Genomic DNA, 20,433 nt, shown 5'->3' with positions numbered 1-20,433 from the left:
GCGTCTTACTGTCGCGGAATGAGCACCACGACCTCGACGCCGATCATCCCCCTCGGCGGCCCGACCCTCCCGCAGGAGCGCCGCGTCGTCACCGCGATCCCCGGACCCCGCTCCGAGGAGCTGCTGGCACGCAAGGCAGCCGCCGTCCCGGCCGGTGTCGGCCACACCGCGCCGATCCATGCCGTCGCCGCGGGTGGCGGAGTCGTCGTCGACGCCGACGGGAACTCGCTCATCGACCTCGGCTCGGGCATCGCCGTGACCTCGGTCGGCAACGCGCATCCCGCCGTCGTCGCCGCTGTGCAGGCGCAGGTCGCGCAGTTCACCCACACCTGCTTCATGATCTCGCCGTACGAGTCGTACGTCGCCGTCGCCGAAGCCCTCAACCGGCTCACCCCCGGCGACCACGAGAAGAAGACCGCGCTGTTCAACTCGGGCGCCGAAGCGGTCGAGAACGCCGTGAAGATCGCACGCAAGGCGACCGGCCGTCAGGCGGTCGTCGCCTTCGACCACGGCTACCACGGCCGCACGAACCTCACGATGGCGCTCACCGCGAAGTCGATGCCCTACAAGAGCGGATTCGGGCCCTTCGCCCCCGAGGTCTACCGTGCGCCGCTGTCGTATCCGTTCCGCGACGGACTGTCGGGCCCGGATGCCGCGGCCCGCGCGATCTCGCAGATCGAGAAGCAGATCGGAGCCGACAACCTCGCCGCCGTCATCATCGAGCCCATCCAGGGCGAGGGCGGGTTCATCGTCCCCGCCGACGGGTTCCTGCCGGCGGTCGCCGACTGGTGCCGCGAGAACGGCGTCGTGTTCATCGCCGACGAAGTCCAGACCGGCTTCGCCCGCACCGGTGCGATGTTCGCGAGCGAGCACTTCGGCATCGTCCCCGACCTGATCACGACGGCGAAGGGCATCGCGGCGGGCCTGCCGCTCGCGGCCGTCACCGGCCGCGCCGACCTCATGGACGCCTCGCACCCCGGTGGCCTGGGCGGCACGTACGGCGGCAACCCCGTCGCCTGCGCGGCGGCCCTCGCCGCGATCGACGCCTTTGAGAACGACGGCCTGATCGAGCGCGCTCAGCAGATCGGGGCGCGCCTGACAGCTCGTCTCAACGCGATGCGCGAGAGCGACCCCCGCATCGGGGAGGTGCGCGGGCTCGGCGCGATGATCGCCGCCGAGTTCGTCGACCCCGCCACCGGCGCCCCCGACGCCGCGCTGACCTCGGCGATCGCCAAGGCGTGCATCGCGGAGGGCGTCATCGTCCTCACGTGCGGCACCTACGGCAACGTGATCCGGTTCCTTCCGCCGCTCTCGATCGGCGACGAGCTGCTCGACGACGGTCTCGACGTCATCGCCGCGGCTCTCGGGCGGGCCTGAGCGTGGCGGCCCCGAGCTCCAGCGGCTGGGAGAACCCGGTCTCGCCCGAGACGTCCGCGGGGCTCGGGGCGGTGACGAAGGCGCGTTCGAACAAGCTGCGGTCGCGCCACGTCACGATGATCACTCTCGGCGGCATCATCGGCGCGAGCCTGTTCGTCGGATCCGGCAACGTCATCCGCACGGTCGGGCCGGCCGCGGTCCTGTCGTACCTGCTGGGCGGTCTGCTGGTCTTCCTCGCGATGCGCATGCTCGGCGAGATGGCGGCGTCGCGTCCGGCGATCGGCTCGTTCATGGAGTACGCCCGCGTCGGGCTCGGTGACTGGGCTGCCTATCTCGTCGGCTGGCTCTACTGGTACTTCTGGGTCGGCGTGCTCGCCTACGAGGCGGTGCTCGGCGGCGAGACGATGCACACCTGGTTCCCGGTCATCCCCTCCTGGGGCTGGTCGCTGATCCTGCTCGGGGTCTTCGTCGGCACGAACGTCATCTCGGTCCGCACGTTCGGCGAGGTCGAGTTCTGGCTGGCCAGCATCAAGGTGCTCGCTATCGTCGTGTTCCTCGGCGCCGGCATCCTCTTCGCCCTCGGGCTGTGGCCGCAGGCGACCTTCGCCGTCCCCAACCTGTGGGAGCACGGCGGGTTCGCCCCCAACGGCATCGGCGTCGCCTTCACCGGCGTTGCCCTCGTGATCTTCTCGTACTTCGGCACCGAGATCGCCGTCATGGCGTCGGCCGAATCCGTCGATCCCGCCAAGGGCATCCGGCAGGCGACCAGCACGATCATCTGGCGCATCCTGCTGTTCTTCGTCGGGTCGGTGCTCGTGATCGTCACCGTCGTGCCCTGGGATGAGCTGCCGGCGCCGACGGATGTCGCGAACGCGCCGTTCACGGTCGCGCTGTCGCGCTTCGGCATCCCCGGGGCCGACGTCATCATGCAGCTCGTGATCTTCACGGCCGTCATCTCGGTCCTCAACTCGGGCCTGTACTCGGCCTCGCGGATGTTCTCGGCGCTGGCCGACAAGGGCTTCGCCCCGAAGCTCGTCGCGCGGCGCTCGCGCAACGGCGTTCCCGTGATGGCGCTGCTGGCCTCGACCATCGGCGGGCTCATCGCGACGCTCGTGAACTTCCTCACGCCGGGGTCGGGCATCTTCGACTTCATCATGAACTCGGCCGGCCTCGTCGCGCTCTTCGTGTACGTCTTCATCGCCCTCACCCAGCTGCGCCTGCGTCAGCGGATGACGCCCGAGGAGGTGGCCGCGCTCAAGCTGAAGATGTGGCTGCACCCGTGGCTCAACATCTTCCTGATCGTCGCGATCGCCGCCGTCGTGGTGGTCATGCTCACGACCGAGTCGGGGCGTTCGCAGGTGTGGACGAGTCTCATCGCCACCGGTGTACTACTGGTGTTCTGGCCGCTCGTGCGCCGCAACCTGCGCGCCCGTCGGCTCGACCGGGAGAGTGTCGCCCCGGTCACGGGTTCTGCCAACGAAGGAGTCGGAAATGACTGAGATCACCCGCGACGTCGCGATCGTCGGAGCCGGCGCGGCCGGACTGACGGCCGCGAACGACCTGAGGAAGGCCGGGTTGTCGGTCGTCGTGCTCGAGGCGCGCGACCGCGTCGGCGGACGCCTGTGGACCGACGAGATCGACGGCGCCATGCTCGAGCTCGGCGGACAGTGGGTCTCGCCCGACCAGCACGCGCTGATCGACACGCTCGCCGACCTCGGACTCGAGACGTACACGCGGTATCGCGACGGCGACAGCGTGTACGTCGGTCCGGACGGGCAGGCGCGGCGCTTCCGCGGCGAGATGTTCCCGGTGGCGCCGGAGACCGAGCGCGTCATCGACGAGATCACCGCGCGGCTGGACGAGATGGTCGCCGAGATCGACCCCGACCGGCCGTGGGCGCACGAGAAGGCGGCCGAGTGGGACCGCATCTCGTGGGACGCGTGGCTGCGTCAGCAGACCGATGACGACGAGGCGGTGCGCAACCTCGCCTTCGCCACGGGATCGGCGATGCTCACCAAGCCGACGCACACCTTCTCGCTGCTCCAGTCGCTGCTCATGGCGGCGTCGGCGGGCTCGTACTCGCACCTGGTCGATGCGGACTTCATCCTCGACAAGCGCGTCGTCGGAGGTCTGCAGCAGGTGCCGCTGCGCCTCGCGGAGCGGCTAGGCGAGGACGTCCTGCTGGGTCAGCCGGTGCGCTCGATCGAGTACTCCGACGCGGGTGCGGTCGTCCGCACCGACGAGGTCACGGTGCGGGCACGCCACGTCGTGCTCGCTCTGGCGCCGGTGCTCTACAACCGCATCTCGTTCTCGCCGCCGCTGCCGCGTCTGAAGCACCAGATGCACCAGCACTTCTCGATGGGCTTCGTCATCAAGGTGCACGCCGTCTACGACCGGCCGTTCTGGCGCGAGCAGGGGCTGTCGGGCACCGCCTTCAGCCCGTACGAGCTGTCGCACGAGGCGTACGACAACACCAACCACGGCGACGAGCGGGGCACGCTCGTCGGGTTCGTGTCCGACCAGAACGCGGACGACCTCTTCCGCCTCTCCGCGGACGAGCGGCGCGAGCGCATCCTCGAGTCGCTCTCGCACTACTACGGACCCGAGGCGAAGAACCCGATCGTCTACTACGAGAGCGACTGGGGCAGCGAGGAGTGGACGCGCGGCGCCTACGCCGCGAGCTTCGACCTCGGCGGCCTGACCCGTTACGGCGCTGAGCAGCTCGAGCTCGTCGCACCGCTGCACGTCGCGTGCAGCGATCTCGCCGGACTCGGCTACCAGCACGTCGACGGAGCGATCCGCATGGGCCACCGCGTCGCCGACGAGATCCTCGAAGCGGACCGCGCATGAGCCGCTCGGCGTCCGGCGGCCGCATCGTCGTCGGATACACCGCGACCAAGGCGGGGCGGGATGCCGTGGCCTTCGCGAGTCGCCTCGCGACGGCATCCGGGGCCGCGCTCCACCTCGTGCTCGTGCTCCCCGCCCAGAAGCCAGGGGTCGTCCCGCCGGACGCGGGCTACGAACGGCTGCTGCGCGAGCAGGCCGCCGGCTGGCTGCGGGAGGGCGCCGCGGAGGTGCCCGAGGGTGTGTCGCACCGCGCACACGTCCGCTACGGCGAGTCGGTCGCCGCGGGGCTCATCGACGCGGCCGATGAGCTCGGCGCGTCACTCATCGTCGTCGGGGCCGCCGACGGCGGCAATCGGGGCCGGCACCGGCTCGGCACGACGACGACCGAGCTCGTGCACTCGTCCGACGTGCCGGTCGCCCTGGTTCCGCGCGGCGCGCGCCGGGTTCCGGTCGAGACCGGCATCACGCGCTTGACCGCCGCCGTGGGGGAGCGCGAGGGCACCGAGCTCCTCGTCGAGGCGACCATCCGGCTCGCCGCGGCGACCGCGGCGCCGGTGCGGCTGCTCTCGCTCGTCGCCCTCGACCTGCCCGCGGGCCTCGACACCGGGGCCATCCGCACGGTCGGTCAGAACCACGCGCAGGAGGTCCTGGACGAGGTCCGCGGAGCTCTTCCGGCCGAGGCCGAGGTCACCGCCGTGGTCGCGGCCGGCGACGGCATCGAGGACGCCGTGTCGCACCTCGAATGGGAGGCCGGCGAGGTCGTTATCGTCGGCTCCAGCCGTCTCGCGCAGCCGCGACGGCTCTTCCTCGGCTCCACGGCGGCGCGCATGCTGCGCGTCGTCACCGCCCCCATGATCGTGGTGCCCCGCACCCGCAGCGACCGCGAAGGAGCGAGCGCATGACCCGAGCAGAACAGGCGGGGGTGCCCGCGGGCGACCCCGTCACCGGCGGCATCTCCCGGAAGGGGCTGAGCGCCGGAACGGTCGGCCTCATCGGAGCAGTCGTCATCGGCATCTCCTGCATCGCCCCGGCCTACACCTTCACCGCGGCGGTCGGGCCGACGGCATCCGTCGTGGGCACTCAGGTGCCGGCGATCGTGCTCGTCGGCTTCATCCCGATGCTGCTCGTCGCCTTCGGATACCGCGAGCTCAACAACCGCATGCCCGACTCGGGTACGAGCTTCACGTGGGCGACGCGCGCCTTCGGCCCGTGGATCGGGTGGATGGCCGGCTGGGGGCTCGTCGCCGCCACGATCCTCGTGCTCTCGAACCTCGCGGGGGTCGCCGTCGACTTCCTCTTCCTGCTGATCGCCCAGCTCACCGGACAGGAGTCGATTGCCGGCCTCGCCTCCGTGGTCTGGATCAACGTCCTCGTCTGCGTCCTGTTCGTCGCCGCGGCGACGTTCATCTCGTACCGCGACATGCAGACGACGCAGAAGCTGCAGTACGGACTCGTCGCCTTCCAGGTCGTCGTCCTCGTGCTGTTCGCGATCGCGGCGATCGTCGAGTCGGTGTCGGGCAACGCCTTCGACGCCACGGCGTTCGACTGGTCGTGGTTCAACCCGTTCGCGGTGCCGACGTTCAGTGCGTTCGCCGCCGGGCTCTCGCTGTCGATCTTCATCTTCTGGGGCTGGGACGTCACATTGACGATGAACGAGGAGACGAAGGACCCCGAGCGCACGCCGGGACGCGCCGCGACGATCACGGTCGTCATGATCGTCGCCCTCTACCTGCTGCTCGCGATCGCGATGATCATGTTCGCCGGCGTCGGCACGGGCGAGCTCGGGCTCGGCAACGAGGACATCCAGGAGAACGTCTTCTTCCACCTGTCGGGCCCGATCCTCGGCCCGCTGGCGTTCCTCGTCTCGCTCGCGGTGCTCACCAGCTCGGCGTCGTCGCTCCAGTCGACCTTCGTCGGGCCGGCGCGCACACTGCTCGCGATGGGCCACTACGGCGCCCTCCCCGAGAGCTTCGCGAAAGTGAGCCCCCGATTCTTCACGCCCGGCTACGCCACGATCGTCTCGGCGATCGTCGCATCGGGCTTCTACGTCGTCATGCGTATCGTCAGCGAGAACGTGCTGTGGGACACCATCCTCGCGCTCGGCATGATGATCTGCTTCTACTACGGCCTGACGGCATTCGCCTGCGTCTGGTACTTCCGGCGCCAGTGGTTCGACTCGGTGCGGAACGTCTTCTTCACGTTCCTCTTCCCGCTCGTGGGCGGCGTCATCCTGGCGGTGCTGTTCGTCACGACGCTCATCGACACGATGGATCCCGCGTACGGCAGCGGATCGCAGATCGGCGGCATCGGCTTGGTGTTCATCCTCGGCGTGGGAGTCATCCTCGTCGGCGTCGTCGTGATGGTGTGGCAGGCCGTGAAGCGCCCCGCGTTCTTCCGGGGCGAGACTTTGACCAAGGATGCGCCGGTGAGCCGGCGCGCGAGAGGAGCGGCGCGATGACGCACGAGAACGAGACACGACTGCTGGCGGGGATCGAACGCGGCCTCTTCATCGGTGGCGAGTGGGTGGATGCGGAGGGCGGCGCGACCTTCCCGGTCACCGACCCCTCGACCGGCCGCACGCTCATCGAGATCGCCGACGCCTCGCCGGCGGACGGCATCCGCGCCCTCGACGCTGCCGTCGCGGCGCAGGAGGAGTGGGCCGCCACCGCGCCGCGCGTGCGCAGCGACATCCTGCGCCGCGCGTTCGACCTCGTGCAGGAGCGCAAGGAGGACCTGGCGCTGCTGATGACGCTCGAGATGGGCAAGCCCCTCGCCGAGGCGCGCGGCGAGGTCGTCTACGGCGGTGAGTTCCTACGGTGGTTCAGCGAGGAGGCGGTGCGCATCTCGGGCCGCTACGGCCTGAACCCCGAGGGGACCGGCCGCATGGTCGTCTCGCAGCGTCCCGTCGGCCCGTCGTTCTTCATCACGCCGTGGAACTTCCCGCTCGCGATGGCGACGCGCAAGATCGCTCCGGCGCTCGCGGCCGGGTGCACCGTCGTGGTCAAGCCCGCGGCGCTTACGCCGCTCACCACGACGTTGTTCGTCCAGATCCTGCAAGAGGCGGGCCTCCCGGCGGGCGTCGTCAACGTCGTCAACGCGACGCGCTCGAGCGAGGTCGCCGCGCCCATCATCGCCGACCCCCGGCTTCGGAAGCTCTCGTTCACCGGCTCGACCCCGGTCGGACGCAAGCTCATCGAGCAGGCGGCGGAAGGGGTGCTGCGGGTCTCGATGGAGCTCGGCGGCAACGCCCCGTTCGTCGTGTTCGACGACGCCGACCTCGACAAGGCGGTGGAGGGCGCGATGCTCGCGAAGTTCCGCAACATCGGGCAGGCCTGCACCGCGGCCAACCGCTTCATCGTGCACGAGTCGATCGCCGACGAGTTCGCCGACCGGCTCACCGAGCGCGTCTCGGCGATGAAGATCGGTCGCGGTACCGAGGACGGTGTGCAGATCGGGCCCCTCATCGACGAGAAGGCGGTCGCGAAGACCGGCGCGCTCGTCGAGGACGCCGTCGCGCGGGGCGCCACGGTGCGCACGGGCGGCTCGGCGATCGACGGGGAGGGGACGTTCTTCGAGCCCACGGTCGTGACCGAGGTCGCCGCGGGCAGCGACATCCTGCGCGAGGAGATCTTCGGACCCGTCCTGGCGATCGCGACCTTCTCCGACGAGGACGAGGCCGTGCGCCTGGCCAACGACACCGAGTACGGACTGGTGTCGTACGTGTTCACGCAGGATCTCGCGCGCGGCCACCGGATGATCGATCGCCTCGAGACCGGCATGATGGGCCTGAACGTCGGAGTCGTCTCGAACGCGGCGGCCCCGTTCGGTGGTGTGAAGCAGTCGGGAATCGGGCGCGAGGGCGGACTCGAGGGCATCCACGAATACCTCTCGACGAAGTACACCCTGATCCCCGCCGACTGACGAGACGAAGGAGAACCGATGAGCACGTATGCCGTGACCAACCCCGCCACCGGCGAGACCCTGGCGACGTACGACCCCGCGACCGACGAGGACGTCGAGCGCGCCCTGGCCGCGGCGGACGCGGCCTACCGCACGTGGTCGCGCGTCGTCGCGCCGGCCGATCGGGCCGAGCGTCTGCGCCGCGTGGCCGAGCTGCACCGCGAGCGCCGCGACGAGCTGGCCGCCATCATCGTGCGCGAGATGGGCAAGCCGCTCGCCGCGGCGGAGGGCGAGGTCGATTTCGCCGCCGATATCACCGCGTACTACGCCGACCACATCGACGAGATCACCGGCGACACCCCGATCCCGATCGAGGGGGAGGGTGCGGCGGTCATCCGTCGCAGCCCGCTCGGCGTGCTGCTCGGGATCATGCCGTGGAACTTCCCGTACTACCAGGTAGCCCGTTTCGCGGCGCCGAACATCGCGGTCGGGAACACCATCCTGCTCAAGCACGCGCCGCAGTGCCCCGAGTCCGCCGCAGCGATCGACGCGATCTACCGCGACGCGGGCTTCCCGGCCGGGGTCTACACGAACCTGTACCTGAGCAACGAGCAGGCCGCCGATGTGATCGCCGACCGCCGCGTGCAGGGCGTCTCGGTGACCGGATCGGAGCGCGCCGGATCGGCGGTCGCCGAGATCGCCGGTCGCAACCTGAAGAAGGTCGCGCTCGAGCTCGGTGGGTCGGACCCCTTCATCCTGCTCTCGACCGACGATCTGGATGCCGCGGTGTCGGCGGCCGCCGAGGCGCGCCTCGACAACGTGGGCCAGTCGTGCAACGGCGCGAAGCGGTTCATCGTGGTCGATGGACTCTACGACGCCTTCGTCGAGAAGTTCGCCGCGGCGCTGGCCGACGCGAAGGTCGGCGATCCGTTCGCCGACGATACGGTCCTCGGACCGCTGTCGTCGCTCACGGCGGCGGAGCGGCTGGCGGAGCAGGTCGACCGAGCCGTGGCGCAGGGGGCGACCCTCGTGACCGGCGGACGCCGCGACGGCGCGTTCTACCCGGGAACGGTGCTCACCGGCGTGACACCGGAGATGGATGCCTACCGCGAGGAGTTCTTCGGTCCCGTCGGCGTGGTCTACCGCGTCGCGGATGAGACCGAGGCGATCGAGCTCGCCAACGACACCCCGTTCGGGCTCGGGTCGTACGTGTTCACGACGGATGCCGAGCAGGCTGAGCGTGTGGCCGATGCGATCGACGCGGGAATGGTCTACATCAACCTCGTGCTCGCGGACGAGGCCGGGCTGCCGTTCGGCGGAGTCAAGCGCAGCGGCACCTCACGCGAGCTCGGGCTCCTCGCCGCCGACGAGTTCGTGAACAAGAAGCTCATCCGTACCGGCGCCTGACCCGTCGCGGGAGCCCACGGAGCAGCACGAAGGGCGCGCCGAGCGGATCGGCGCGCCCTTCGTCGTGGGTGATCGGGGTCGTGGGGTGACCGGGCTCAGGCGTCGAGCAGAGAGCGGACCTCCGCGGCCTCGGCGGGGCGGCCGAGAGCCTCGTAGACGTCGCCGAGCTCGCCCGCAGCCACCTGGAGCAGCGGCGGGATCTCCGCGGCACGCTCCATGACCGACCGATAGAGCGGCACCGCGTCGGCCGCGCGCTCGTGCTGCGTGAGGACGCGTGCGGCGAAGAGCTCGGACGCGCCGGCAGAGCCCGCGTCGCCGACCTCGGCGAAGCCGTCGGCGGCCTGCAGAGCGGTGGCGACCGCCTCGTCCGCCTGCCCGAGCATCGCGAGCGCGCGGGCTCGGGAGTCGGTGATGTCGGCGGCGAGCCACGGGGCACCGAGACCGGACGCGATCTCGCGGGCCTCGTCGAGGGCTGTCAGCGCCTCCTGCTCGCCGCGGGCGGCGCGGACCTGGCCCTCCGAGTGCCGCGCTTCGGCGAGCAGGCCGCCCTGGTCGGGCTCCGTGCGCGCGATCGCGACCGCCGTCTCGAGCGAGGCGAGGGCGTCGTCGAACTCTCCGAACCGGTGCAGCAGGCGACCGTGCGACAGGAGGGCGTTGGCGCGACCCACCGGGGCCTCTCCCTCGTCGAACAGCTCGGCGGCGAAATCCCAGGCGCCGACGGCACGGCCGGGTTCGCCGGCGTCTTCGAAGGCGCGGGCCAGCAGCATGAGCGTCTGGGCGCGAGAGGCCGCAGGCTCGTCGCGGTCGGTCTCGTCGGAGTAGACGTTCACCAGCAGCTCGGCGGCCTCGTCGGCAGAGCCGGATGCGAGCAGTGCCCGCGCGAGGCGGTACTGCACCGCGGTCACGGAGTCGCCGTTCTCCGTCGCGGCGCGCTCGGCGAACCGGTAGCGCGCGACCGCCTCGCCGGGAGCGCCGGCGTCTTCGTTCAGGGCGGCCGCGAGCACGTATGCCCCGGCGAGGACGCTGCGCGCGTCGAGCTCGACGAGGATGCGGCAGAGCTCGTCGGCGTCGGTCACGCCGTCGAGGAACCGCTCCTGGCCACCGCGCATGCGAGCGCGCAGCCCGAGCAGCCGGGCTCGTGCGCCGGCGCCGACTGCGGGGCTCTCGAGCGCGGCGGCGATCGTCGCGTCGCACTCGTCGAACGCGCCGATGGCGCCCTGGAATGACGCACGCGCGAGCGCGACGATGCGGCGCAGGTCGTCGTCGCCGAGCGCGGCCTCGCGGTCGCGCGCGTCGTCGAAGAGCTCGCGGGCCGTCTCCGGGTCGCTCTCGGCGACAGCCATGCCGAGTACGACCTCCACGATCGCGTGCAGGCGCGGCGGCAGGCTCTCGCCGTCGGCGAGGACCGCGCGAAGCGTCTCGAGGTCGTCGGGGGTGCCGCGTCCGAAGAGCGCGAGCCCGGCGCGCTCTTCGACCTGGGCCTCCGCGTCGCGGCCGGCGGCGCGGAGGGCGTCGAGACGGTCCTGCAGAGCCGCCTGGGCGCCCTCGAGGTCGTCGCGCGCGACAAGAGCGGCGATGCGCGCCGAGTGGAGCTTGGCGCGCTGCTCGAGGGTCGCGCCGGGGAGTGCGGCATCCGCCGCAGCCAGCGCTTCCGAGGCTCCGTAGTCGCCGAGGTCGATAGCCCGCTGGACGAGCTCTTCGGCCGACCGTGCGGCCACGGGGGCGACCCGGGGGAGCAGGGGCTCGGCGCTGAGGGGGAGCGAATAGCGCTCCTGCCCGACGGCCCAGGCCCGGTCGAGGCGTCGGCGGTGACCGTCGGTGCCGTCGCGGCGATCGAACTCGCCGGCGATCCGCTCGGCCTCCGAACGCATCACCGCGGCCAGCTCGGCGGCACGCCACGGGCCGTCGTGGTCGCCGAAGAAGGCACGAAGCCGCTCGGAGTCGGCGCCGCGCACGATGGTGTCGGCGTGACCCGCGGCGCTGACCGCTTCCAGGGCGATCGCGAAGGCGGTGAGGGCGGAGAGATGCCCGTCGACGCCGAGCGCGTCGTGCGCGAGCCAGTCGAGGTGGCGTTCGACCAGCGAGAGCGCCCGTGCCTCGTTGCCGGTGATGGCGCAGAAGACGATGTTGTCGGCGACGATGGCGAGGTTGTCCGCGTTGTCCTTCGCCAGGCGGTAGCTGCGCAGGTGAGCGAGGCGTGCCTTGTCGTATTCGCCCGCGTGCAGGTACGGCACGAGCGACCGGGCGAGCGCGTGCTCCGGCTCTTCACCGCATGAGAAGTCGCCCTCGACGAGCTCCTCGACGAGGCGGATCGCCTCGTCTTCGCGGTCGGTGTCGATGAGGTATCCGGCGACGACGCTGCGGACGCACGCTTCGCAGTGGCTGTGGCTGTCGCGGGGTGTCGTCTCGAGCTTGGTGCGCAGCTGCTCGGCCTCGTCGAGGCGGCCGGCCATCCACGCGTTCTCGAAGCGGGCCATGAGGACGCCGCTCTGACCGAGCCCGGCGGCGCGGTAGTGGTTCTCCATGTCGTCGAGCACGGCGGAGATCTGTTCGCGGTCGAACGCCGGGGATGCGGCCAGGCTGTCGGCCATCCACTTGAACTGCCACATGAGGTCGGCGGTCTCGTCGCCGAGGTCGGCGGGGAAGCGCTCGGGGTCGTCGTCATGCTTGCCGAGGCACCACGCGAAGGAGGTCAGCATCGCCTCGGTGTCGCCGCTCATGCAGGCGGACGAGGTCAGCCGCATCCGGGCCCGGTACTCCAGGGGCTCGTCGCCTGCCTCGACGGCGAGGGCGATGGCCTCGTTGATGAGGGCTCGCTCTTCGATGCCGACCGGGGTGCGGTCGATCTGCTCGAACAGTTCGAGGATGCGGTCGCTGGTCATGCTGTCCTTTCGTGGGGGCCGAGGCGCGGGATGCGGTCAGGACGCAGGGCGCGCGGAGAGTTCGACGAGCGCATGGAGCGCGCCCATCATGAGCGCGCGGTCGTCGCCGCTGAGGGGGCGCTGCGCGGCGAGGAGCGCCTGGACGTAGAGGAGGTGGACCGTGCGTGCGAAGGCGAGGTCGTCGGGGATGTCCAGGAGCGAGCGCACGACCGAGTTCTGCCAGTTCAGGCACAGCCGAACGCCCCCGGACGCGCTCTCGGGCGACGCCGGGCGCAGCTTCTCGGCGGTCGCGTCGATGCGGTCCATGACGCTTCCCCACAGCGGGCTGCCCACTGATCGGGCGCGGCCACGGTCGATCGCGCGCAGCGCTTCGGCGCCTGCGAGGTAGACCGCCGGGATCTCGGCGGCGTCGAGAGAACGCACCGCGACGGTGCAGCCGACAGCCGACAGGGCGGAGCTCGCGCGCTCCTCCAGTGCGAGGACGCGGGCGCGGTCGTCGAGCGGGGGCGGATCGAGCCGGTCGAGTTCCTCAGCGAGGTCGACGTGCTCGACCGTGACGCCGTCGAACACGAGCGGGAGCAGGCGCACCAGTTCGGCGTCGAACAGATATCCGCCGTTGACGAGCGGCTGCCGCGGGTCGGCGATGCCGGCGATCTGGCGGTACTCGTCGACCGTCTCGACGTATCGCAGGTGGGGGAAGCGGCCGATCAGGTCGCCGACCCGCATCCGGCCGTGCGTGGTCTCGACACTCAGCCATCGCACGATGAAGGCGGCGAGCTCGTCGTCATGACGCACGAGCGACTTGAGAGCGACTTCGTGAACCGCGACGAACTGCGCGAGACGGTGCGGTTCGGTCAGGCCGAGGTCGAGCACCCAGCGCCGGATCGCGGCTCCGAGCTCTTGGCGTGTGTGCTCGAGAGCCTCGTCTTCGACCAGCGCCTCTCGGCTCGCGGTCGGGCTGAGCGCTGCGGAGTCGATCACAGCTCGGACGAAGAAGGCCCAGTCGGGCAGGATGTCGTCGGCGTTCTCGTTCAGCAGCATCCGGCCGAGGTAGACGCGGGTGGCCTGCCGGGCGCCGGGCGGGGGAGCGTAGGGGAGGACGTACGCGGTTCCGACGGTGTCGGTTCCCGGGACGTGCAGGGGAATCGCGTCGAACGGGTCCTGGCCGAGCAGATCGCGCCCGTAGGCCCAGCGCGCCGCCTCGTCGATGCCGGTCGTGGCGGCACGGAAGGGAGGCGTGCGGGTCGTCAGCTGCTCGCCGCCGCCGGGAAGGTCGACGCGCACCGCGATGGGGAGGAACTCGCCGAAGGTCTCGGCCAGCTCGACCGTCGCGGGCGTGCTGAGGAGATCGCGCTGGCCCGGGCGCGGACGCAGGTGCACGCTCGTGCCGACAGGGAGGTCGTCGGGAATCGTCCGCACCGTGAACGTGCCGTCGGCGTTGCCCTGCCATTCGACGGCGTCGCCCCCGCGCGCGCTCCGCGATCGGATGACGATCGTCTCGGCCACCATGAAGCACGACAGCAGTCCGATGCCGAACTGCCCCAGGAAGTCGCTCCTGGGCAGGTCGAAGATGTCGCGCTTCGAGCTGCGGCCGACCGTCGCGAGGAGGTCCGTCACCTCTGAGGCGGTGAGCCCGATGCCGTCGTCGCGCACGATGAACTCGTCACTGCGGTCGCTGAGCGGGGTGATGCGGATGCCGCTCGACTGCCGCGGCATCCCGGCGGGGGATGTGCTCGCTTCGAACTCTGCCCGAGCGGTGATCGCGTCGCAGGCGTTCTGCATCAGCTCTCGCAGGAAGACGCGAGGACCCGAGTAGATGTGTCGACTCAGGAGGTCGACGATGCCGCGAAGGTCGACCTGGAACTGCTGTGATCGTCCGGTATTCATCCGCCTGATTTCGTTTCGGGTAAGCACCACCGATGGCGTCCTCGGTGCGACAGCAGAGCGTAACAGTTCCCGGTAAGGGCGCATTTCTGATTCGCGTCCAGAATCGACGCGCAGTTATCGACCGCCGCCTCATGCTCATGGCAACCGGACCGGTTCAGAAGGGTGGCGGTTCGTCCGGCGGTGGTCCGCCGCGTGTCGCATCCGGTGGCGGATCCGTGGTGTCGATGGTGAAGCAGACCGCCGGTATGGGAACGTCTTCGCGGTAGACCCGGCCGAGGGGTGAGGTCCATTCGAGAACTCCTCCGCCGACCTGTCGGACTTCCCATTTCGTGAATTGCTTCATGGAGTGGTGTCTTTGGCAGAGGTGGGCGAGGTTGAAGATGTGGGTGTGCCCACTCAGGGCGTAATCGATGGTGTGGTCGAGTTCGCAGCGGATCGCGGCGCGGCGGCATCCGGGGAACCGGCAGTGCTGATCCCGCGCCATTAAGAGCTTCTTCATCGAGGCCGTGGGCCGGTAGGTGTCGATCTCGACCGGTGTGCGGGTGACGGGGTCGATGAAGAGTCGGTCCCATTCGGACACCTGCCCGGCGAGCTGGCGGACCGTGTCGGCATCGACAAGCCCCGCGCCCACGGCTTCGGCGGGGTTCTCGTCGCGCCCCATCAGGGTTTCGGCGGTGACGGCGACTTGCACGCGTGCCCGGATGGCGCCGAGCCCACCGGCCCGGTCGGTCCCGTACGTGGGGTCGACGACGGGTGCCCCGCCGAGGACGAGGTCCCCGAGGATGTCGGCCCGCAGCTGATCCATCGTCCGCGTATCGGGGTCCGCGGCCAAGTCGGCGGCATCCGCCCCACCAGCATCCGCCGGCTCGCCCGACCCCGCGGCATCCGACCCGCCCTCCGGACCAGTCGTGACCCGGGCGTCCTTCACCGACTGCCCCATCTGCGTGAGCCGGTCGAGCATCCCCGCGGCGATGACGGTCGGGAGGTTGGCGACGAGGTTCGACATCCCGTCCGTGCCGTGGAACACCCGCACGCACCGCTCCGCCGCCGCAGTCTTGTGCCGCTCGGTGAAGGTCTGCGGGTGCAACTTCGCCGCAAGAGCCTCCAGCGTCCCGCGCACCCGGGAAGGCACATCCCGCTCACACACCCCGACCGCCGCTTCCGCATACGCCGACCGCACCTCGTGCGGCACCCCGGCGCCGACCCGCACGACCACATCGACGTGGCCGCGTTCGATCCGCCGCTGAACCCACGCCTCGAACACGGCGGGGTAGTCGTCGATGACCGTCATCGCGTGGTCGATCTCACCCTGCAACCTGCGGTCCGTCAGCCGCGCCATCCCCGCGGCTTCGGCCGCGACCGACCGCAACTCCATGTCCGACGCCATCCCCCGCACGCCGTCACGCCGCGCCTCACGCATCGCCGACCGGCCCAGCTCCGCCAACGCCCGAACCCGCGAAACATCGGCCGCATGGAACAGGTCGAGCGCCTCAGCGAACACGGAGAACGCCTCGGCGTGCGGCGACGCATCCGCGGCGCCGTCACCCCCGAGCCCGCTACCACGGTTCGCTGTCATGTTCCCATCCTGGCACCAGCCTCAGACATTCCCGTCGAACGTACGTGCCCCTGTGGGCAACTCGTCCCACGTCGCGCCAGGGGAGGAGCCCGTGCCGAAATCGCGCCGACGTTCGCGACCCCGGCGGTCATGACGTACACTGAGAGGAGCAGTCGAAATCTGCATTCTTTCGCCATGCCCAAGCGTCGAAGACTCGACGGCCGTGGAGGAATGCGGGCGTAGACCCCGGGGTCCGAAGGATCTCTAGGGCGGTAGCTCAATTGGCAGAGCAGCGGTCTCCAAAACCGCAGGTTGCAGGTTCGATTCCTGTCCGCCCTGCGCGTCGGCGTCAGCCGGCACACGGAAGGTATCAGGTGGGTTCGATGGTCCAAGAGGGTGGCGAAGTCGTCGCCGCAGGTGGCGCGCCCCGCGAGAAGAAGCCCAACATCTTCGCGCGGATCATCATCTTCATCCGCCAGGTGTTCGCCGAACTCCGCAAGGTCGTCACCCCGACCCGCCAGGAGCTCGTGAAGTTCACGGCAGTGGTCCTCGGATTCGTCGTCGTCATGATGGCGCTCGTCTACGGCCTCGACGTCCTGTTCGTCTGGATCACGACCGTCGTCTTCGGCGTCCCGGGCTGATCGACGGGCCCAGCCCGCACGACCCGCGAATGCCTGCCAGCCAGGCATCCCGACAACCGATGGAAGAGAACGCAGTGTCAGAACGCATCCCCGACGACGTCGATTGGGCCACGGCCGCCGAGCAGTCCAGCGAGGACGACGAAGCCCAGGAGGGCAACGTGCTGGCAGGCCAGGAGCGCGCCTCCGACGCCGCCGAGCACGCCGCTGTCCACGTCGTGGACGATGAGGCCGAGCAGGACGACACCGACCTCGACGGTGTGGAGATCGACGACCCCGAGGCCGACGCCGTCGTGAACGACGCGCTCGAGATCGACGAGACCGCCGAGGCCGAAGCCGCCGCGGAGGTCCTGACCGACTCCCTCGAGGAGGAGATCGCCGAGCAGGCCGCTGAGGCGGCCGACGAGGTCGAGCCCTACGACGGTCCCGAGCCCGACGTCGAGGTCTCCGAGGAGGCCGTCGACTACCTCTCCGAGTTCGAGGCCGCCGCCGGCATCGAGATCTCCGTCGGCGACGACGAAGACCCGTACGAGGCGTTCCGTACCGAGCTGCGCATGCTGCCGGGCAAGTGGTACGTCATTCACTCCTACGCCGGGTTCGAGCGCAAGGTGAAGGCCAACATCGAGCAGCGCAAGTCGACGCTCGAGGTCGAGGAAGACATCTACCAGGTCGAGGTCCCGATGGAGGACGTCGTCGAGATCAAGAACGGTCAGCGCAAGATGGTCACGCGCGTCCGGATCCCCGGCTACGTGCTCGTCCGCATGGAGCTCACCGAAGACACCTGGTCGGTCGTCCGCCACACCCCCGGTGTCACGGGCTTCGTGGGCAACGCCCACAACCCCACGCCGCTGCGCTTCGACGAGGCGTTCAACATGCTGAAGTCGCTCGTCGAGGTCAAGGAAGCGGCTCCCGCCAAGGCCGGCGCGGCCAAGGGCGTCGCCGCCCCCACGCGCAGCGTCGTCACCGAGGTCGACTTCGAGATCGGCGAGACCATCACGATCAAGGAGGGCTCGTTCGCCGGCCTTCCCGGCTCGATCAGCGAGATCAAGCCCGAGAGCGGCAAGCTCACGGTGCTCGTGTCGCTCTTCGAGCGCGAGACGCCCGTCGAGCTCTCGTTCGACCAGGTCACCAAGCAGTAACGCGACATCACGTCGACGAGCGCCCCTCCGCCACCCGGCGGCCGGGGCGCTTCGTCGTCCCGGCGCCGCCCTCGCCAGCATCCTCGAAGCCGAGGATGCGGTAAGCTTGGGGAGTTTGCGGGCGCTTGTGCGCCTGCATGACACAACCGCCGCTCGGAGATGCCGGGCGTGCGGGAGAGGGATGCCGCCGGCATCCGCTCGACGAAAGGAAAACGAATGGCACCGAAGAAGAAGGTGACCGGCCTGATCAAGCTTCAGATCAACGCCGGAGCAGCCAACCCGGCGCCGCCGATCGGCCCCGCGCTCGGTCAGCATGGCGTCAACATCATGGAGTTCTGCAAGGCGTACAACGCCGCGACCGAGTCGCAGCGCGGCAACGTCATCCCCGTGGAGATCACCGTCTACGAGGACCGCAGCTTCACGTTCATCCTGAAGACCCCGCCCGCCGCGGAGCTCATCAAGAAGGCCGCCGGAGTCGCCAAGGGTTCGGCCACGCCTCACACGACCAAGGTCGCGAAGCTCACGAAGGACCAGGTCCGCGAGATCGCCGAGGCCAAGATGCCCGACCTGAACGCCAATGACATCGAGGCCGCCTCGCTGATCATCGCCGGCACCGCCCGTTCCATGGGCATCACGGTCGAGAGCTGAGGGGGAGAACACAATGGCTAAGTCCAAGGTTTACGAAGCAGCCGCGGCGAAGATCGACCGCGACAAGTTCTACAGCTCCACCGAGGCCGTCGCTCTGGCGAAGGACACCGGTTCGAAGAAGTTCGACTCGACCGTCGAGGTCGCGCTGAAGCTCGCTGTCGACCCGCGCAAGGCGGACCAGATGGTCCGTGGCACGGTCATCCTGCCCCACGGCACGGGCAAGACCGCTCGCGTCATCGTCTTCGCGACGGGCCCGGCCGCTGAGGCCGCCATCGCCGCTGGCGCTGACGAGGTCGGTGGCGCCGAGCTCATCGAGAAGGTCGCCGGCGGCTGGACCGCTTTCGACTCGGCCGTCTCGACGCCCGAGCTCATGGGCCAGGTCGGCCGCCTGGGCAAGGTCCTCGGTCCCCGAGGCCTCATGCCCAACCCGAAGACCGGCACCGTGACCCCCAACCCGGCCAAGGCCGTCGAGGAGATCAAGGGCGGAAAGATCGAGTTCCGTGTCGACAAGCACGCCAACGTGCACTTCGTCGTCGGCAAGGCGTCGTTCTCGGCCGAGCAGCTCGAAGAGAACTTCAACGCGGCGGTCGAGGAGATCGTCCGTCTGAAGCCCTCGAGCGCCAAGGGTCGTTACATCCAGAAGGGCGCCGTGTCGACCACGTTCGGCCCCGGCATCCCGCTGGACGTCAACGCGCTCGTCTGATCGCGATTCGCATGAACGGGGTCTCACCTTCGGGTGAGGCCCCGTTCGTCGTTCCGGGCTCGCCCGGATCGCGCTAGCGTCGGCTCATGCGGCATTCCCTCACCGATGTCCTCGGAATCGATCTGCCCATCGTGCTCGGCCCCTTCGGGGGTCTGTCGTCCGCGGCGCTGACGGCCGCGGTCAGTGAGGGAGGTGGACTCGGGTCGTTCGGGCTCTACGGGTACGACGGCACGCGGATCCGCGAGACCGTCGCGTCGATCCGAGAGCGCACGGCTCGCCCGTTCGCTCTCAACCTGTGGCTGCCGCTCGGCGACGAGGTCACGCCGCACGGAGTGGATGCCGCGCCGTCGCGCGACGCGCTGCGGCCGCTCTACGCAGTCGCGGGCGCGGCCGTACCCGAGCTGCCGGAGCGCTTCCTGCCGCCGCTCGAGGAGCAGCTCGCTGCGATCTGGGAGGCACGACCCGTGGTCCTGAGCGTGGTGTTCGGCGTGCCCGCGTCGGCGGTCGTGGAAGACGCGCATCGGCTGGGCATCCGCGTGATGGGGACCGCCACGACGGTCGCCGAGGCGCGGGCGCTCGAGGCCGGCGGCGTCGACGTCATCGTCGCGAGCGGCGCCGAGGCCGCGGGTCACCGCGTTTCGTTCCTCGGGGCGCCGGAGGATTCCCTCGTGGGGACCTTCGCTCTCGTGCCGCAGGTCGTCGACGCCGTGTCCGTGCCGGTGGTCGCCGCGGGCGGCGTTGCCGACCGGCGCGGCGTCGCCGCAGCGTTCGCCCTGGGGGCCTCGGGGGTGCAGGTCGGGACCGCCTTCCTCCGGACGCGGCAGTCGGCCGCATCCGAGGGCCATCGCGCCGCGATCGCCGGGGCGCAGGACACCTCGACGGTGCTCACGCGTGCGATGAGCGGGCGCCTCGCGCGCGGCATCCCGAATCGCGCCGTCCGCCACATCGAGTCCGCGGGGGTGATCGCGCCATTCCCGGCGCAGAACTGGCTCACGGGAGTCTTCCGCGCCGCCGCCGGGGGTGACCCGGAGCTCTCGTCGCTGTGGGCGGGCCAGGCCGCAGGTCTCGCCACGCGAGACAACGCGGGAGACGTGCTGCGCGAGCTCGCCGCCGGGCTGCCGGCGTCGTGAGGCCGGTCGCGGCGCCGGCGCGGTGCCGCGGCTTCGGTCACTGGGTGTCGCGAACCTCGAAGCCCATCGAGCCGATGCGCACCGCGTCGGTGACCCGCGCCGCGTCGACCCGCGCCCCGGGAGGGCCCTCCGCCATCCAGGCGAGCACCGCGTCGACAGCGTCATCCGTGCCTTCCAGGGCAGCCTCGACGGTGCCGTCGCTACGGTTGCGCACCCAGCCGGCGACGCCGCGCCTATCAGCTTCGAGCAGCAGGCTGTAGCGATATCCGACGCCCTGGACACGGCCCTCGACGACCACGTGAACGCTTCGCATCCCCTCA

At 70.2% G+C, this 20,433-nt stretch carries 16 protein-coding genes and 1 tRNA gene; 13 read left to right on the top strand and 4 right to left on the bottom strand.

The annotated features are described in order from the left end of the window. Positions 1-18 precede the first annotated feature (18 nt). Genes gabT through ACI2K6_RS05285 form a run of 7 tightly spaced genes read left to right on the top strand, consistent with a single transcriptional unit; the run spans position 19 to position 9,531 of the window. Positions 19-1,377, top strand: a complete 1,359-nt coding sequence (gene gabT / locus ACI2K6_RS05315) for a 4-aminobutyrate--2-oxoglutarate transaminase (protein ID WP_404568220.1) — start codon at positions 19-21, stop codon at positions 1,375-1,377. A 2-nt stretch (positions 1,378-1,379) separates the two neighbouring features. Beyond that, positions 1,380-2,876, top strand: coding sequence for an amino acid permease (locus ACI2K6_RS05310; RefSeq protein ID WP_404568219.1), 1,497 nt, complete (start codon positions 1,380-1,382; stop codon positions 2,874-2,876). Next, positions 2,869-4,227, top strand: coding sequence for an NAD(P)/FAD-dependent oxidoreductase (locus tag ACI2K6_RS05305; protein ID WP_274178524.1), 1,359 nt, complete (start codon positions 2,869-2,871; stop codon positions 4,225-4,227). The genes ACI2K6_RS05310 and ACI2K6_RS05305 overlap by 8 nt, the downstream gene beginning before the upstream one ends. After that, positions 4,224-5,126: a universal stress protein gene (locus ACI2K6_RS05300; RefSeq protein ID WP_404568218.1), complete on the top strand. Its 903-nt coding sequence runs from the start codon at positions 4,224-4,226 to the stop codon at positions 5,124-5,126. Before ACI2K6_RS05305 ends, ACI2K6_RS05300 begins: the two co-directional genes overlap by 4 nt. Beyond that, entirely contained in the window at positions 5,123-6,682 is a 1,560-nt protein-coding gene (locus tag ACI2K6_RS05295; protein WP_404568217.1) for an APC family permease, read from the top strand. The genes ACI2K6_RS05300 and ACI2K6_RS05295 overlap by 4 nt, the downstream gene beginning before the upstream one ends. Then, the gene (locus ACI2K6_RS05290) at positions 6,679-8,145 is read left to right on the top strand and encodes an NAD-dependent succinate-semialdehyde dehydrogenase (RefSeq protein ID WP_274178527.1); all 1,467 of its coding nucleotides are present in this window, start codon (positions 6,679-6,681) and stop codon (positions 8,143-8,145) included. The genes ACI2K6_RS05295 and ACI2K6_RS05290 overlap by 4 nt, the downstream gene beginning before the upstream one ends. 18 nt (positions 8,146-8,163) lie before the next feature. Then, a complete protein-coding gene (locus ACI2K6_RS05285) occupies positions 8,164-9,531 on the top strand; it encodes an NAD-dependent succinate-semialdehyde dehydrogenase (RefSeq protein ID WP_274178528.1) in 1,368 nt (455 codons plus the stop codon). Between the two features lie 95 nt (positions 9,532-9,626). Here ACI2K6_RS05285 and ACI2K6_RS05280 read toward each other — a convergent pair whose 3' ends face one another. The 3 genes from ACI2K6_RS05280 to ACI2K6_RS05270 form a co-directional block, all read right to left on the bottom strand. Beyond that, the gene (locus ACI2K6_RS05280) at positions 9,627-12,413 is read right to left on the bottom strand and encodes a hypothetical protein (RefSeq protein WP_274178529.1); all 2,787 of its coding nucleotides are present in this window, start codon (positions 12,411-12,413) and stop codon (positions 9,627-9,629) included. 36 nt (positions 12,414-12,449) lie between these two features. After that, positions 12,450-14,300 (bottom strand): HSP90 family protein, encoded by a 1,851-nt coding sequence (locus tag ACI2K6_RS05275; RefSeq protein ID WP_274178530.1) that lies wholly within the window; start codon positions 14,298-14,300, stop codon positions 12,450-12,452. 154 nt (positions 14,301-14,454) lie between these two features. Then, positions 14,455-15,876, bottom strand: a complete 1,422-nt coding sequence (locus ACI2K6_RS05270) for a DUF222 domain-containing protein (protein ID WP_404568216.1) — start codon at positions 15,874-15,876, stop codon at positions 14,455-14,457. A 245-nt stretch (positions 15,877-16,121) separates the two neighbouring features. Here ACI2K6_RS05270 and ACI2K6_RS05265 point away from each other — a divergent pair. From ACI2K6_RS05265 to ACI2K6_RS05240, 6 genes are all read left to right on the top strand, one after another. Then, a tRNA-Trp gene (locus tag ACI2K6_RS05265) sits at positions 16,122-16,194 on the top strand. Between the two features lie 44 nt (positions 16,195-16,238). After that, on the top strand, positions 16,239-16,496 hold the full coding sequence (secE, locus tag ACI2K6_RS05260; RefSeq protein WP_114588099.1) for a preprotein translocase subunit SecE: 258 nt from the start codon (positions 16,239-16,241) through the stop codon (positions 16,494-16,496). Between the two features lie 74 nt (positions 16,497-16,570). Next, a complete protein-coding gene (gene nusG, locus ACI2K6_RS05255) occupies positions 16,571-17,632 on the top strand; it encodes a transcription termination/antitermination protein NusG (RefSeq protein ID WP_181574192.1) in 1,062 nt (353 codons plus the stop codon). Positions 17,633-17,848: 216 nt separating this feature from the next. Continuing rightward, on the top strand, positions 17,849-18,280 hold the full coding sequence (gene rplK, locus ACI2K6_RS05250; protein WP_023952050.1) for a 50S ribosomal protein L11: 432 nt from the start codon (positions 17,849-17,851) through the stop codon (positions 18,278-18,280). A gap of 13 nt (positions 18,281-18,293) precedes the next feature. Continuing rightward, on the top strand, positions 18,294-18,983 hold the full coding sequence (gene rplA, locus ACI2K6_RS05245) for a 50S ribosomal protein L1 (protein ID WP_112616874.1): 690 nt from the start codon (positions 18,294-18,296) through the stop codon (positions 18,981-18,983). A gap of 86 nt (positions 18,984-19,069) precedes the next feature. Next, the gene (locus ACI2K6_RS05240) at positions 19,070-20,113 is read left to right on the top strand and encodes an NAD(P)H-dependent flavin oxidoreductase (protein ID WP_404568215.1); all 1,044 of its coding nucleotides are present in this window, start codon (positions 19,070-19,072) and stop codon (positions 20,111-20,113) included. Positions 20,114-20,150: 37 nt separating this feature from the next. Here ACI2K6_RS05240 and ACI2K6_RS05235 read toward each other — a convergent pair whose 3' ends face one another. Beyond that, a complete protein-coding gene (locus ACI2K6_RS05235) occupies positions 20,151-20,426 on the bottom strand; it encodes an acylphosphatase (RefSeq protein WP_282502189.1) in 276 nt (91 codons plus the stop codon). Between the last annotated feature and the right edge of the window lie 7 nt (positions 20,427-20,433).

Origin of the sequence: Microbacterium sp. NPDC006705 (genome assembly GCF_044903545.1) — a bacterium.
Taxonomy (GTDB): Bacteria; Actinomycetota; Actinomycetes; order Actinomycetales; family Microbacteriaceae; genus Microbacterium; species Microbacterium plantarum.
The sequence above is the reverse complement of the archived record's forward strand: the minus strand, read 5'-3'. Positions and strand labels throughout refer to the sequence as shown.

Coding starts and splice junctions, on each gene's coding strand:
- gabT (WP_404568220.1), top strand. CDS start 19: ATGAGCACCACGACCTCGACGCCGATCATCCCCCTCGGCGGCCCGACC.
- ACI2K6_RS05305 (WP_274178524.1), top strand. CDS start 2,869: ATGACTGAGATCACCCGCGACGTCGCGATCGTCGGAGCCGGCGCGGCC.
- ACI2K6_RS05300 (WP_404568218.1), top strand. CDS start 4,224: ATGAGCCGCTCGGCGTCCGGCGGCCGCATCGTCGTCGGATACACCGCG.
- ACI2K6_RS05295 (WP_404568217.1), top strand. CDS start 5,123: ATGACCCGAGCAGAACAGGCGGGGGTGCCCGCGGGCGACCCCGTCACC.
- ACI2K6_RS05290 (WP_274178527.1), top strand. CDS start 6,679: ATGACGCACGAGAACGAGACACGACTGCTGGCGGGGATCGAACGCGGC.
- ACI2K6_RS05285 (WP_274178528.1), top strand. CDS start 8,164: ATGAGCACGTATGCCGTGACCAACCCCGCCACCGGCGAGACCCTGGCG.
- ACI2K6_RS05280 (WP_274178529.1), bottom strand. CDS start 12,413: ATGACCAGCGACCGCATCCTCGAACTGTTCGAGCAGATCGACCGCACC.
- ACI2K6_RS05275 (WP_274178530.1), bottom strand. CDS start 14,300: ATGAATACCGGACGATCACAGCAGTTCCAGGTCGACCTTCGCGGCATC.
- ACI2K6_RS05270 (WP_404568216.1), bottom strand. CDS start 15,876: ATGACAGCGAACCGTGGTAGCGGGCTCGGGGGTGACGGCGCCGCGGAT.
- secE (WP_114588099.1), top strand. CDS start 16,239: ATGGTCCAAGAGGGTGGCGAAGTCGTCGCCGCAGGTGGCGCGCCCCGC.
- rplK (WP_023952050.1), top strand. CDS start 17,849: ATGGCACCGAAGAAGAAGGTGACCGGCCTGATCAAGCTTCAGATCAAC.
- rplA (WP_112616874.1), top strand. CDS start 18,294: ATGGCTAAGTCCAAGGTTTACGAAGCAGCCGCGGCGAAGATCGACCGC.
- ACI2K6_RS05240 (WP_404568215.1), top strand. CDS start 19,070: ATGCGGCATTCCCTCACCGATGTCCTCGGAATCGATCTGCCCATCGTG.
- ACI2K6_RS05235 (WP_282502189.1), bottom strand. CDS start 20,426: ATGCGAAGCGTTCACGTGGTCGTCGAGGGCCGTGTCCAGGGCGTCGGA.